This window comes from Pseudomonas sp. FA-1 (genome assembly GCF_056856075.1).
This window is the reverse complement of record NZ_JBWXTH010000052.1, coordinates 1-289: the sequence shown is the minus strand read 5'-3', so window position 1 is coordinate 289 and position 289 is coordinate 1. Positions and strand designations below refer to the sequence as shown.

The following is a 289-nucleotide window of genomic DNA, read 5'->3' as shown; positions in this document are numbered from 1 at the left end:
GCCCGCCTGCTGGAGGAAACTGACCCGCTGGGGCGCAAGACCACCTACGAGTATCACCACCTGACCACCCTGGTGACCCAGGTCAGCTACCCGGACGGCAGCACCTGGCGAGCGCGCTACGACGACAAGGGCAACCTGCTCGCCGAATTCGATGCCCTCGGCCAGATGACCGAGTACCTCAACGGCGACGATGGCCTGCCGCATACCATCATCGACGCGACCTACAAATCCAAGTACCTGTGGTGGAACACCCAGGCCCAGGTCGAGCGTTACCAGGACTGCTCGGGCA

At 63.7% G+C, this 289-nt stretch carries 1 protein-coding gene; it reads left to right on the top strand.

Features of this window, described 5'->3' with window-relative positions:
* A partial coding sequence (locus AC1MHZ_RS23450; RefSeq protein ID WP_482967018.1) for a hypothetical protein occupies positions 1-289 on the top strand: 289 nt, incomplete at both ends.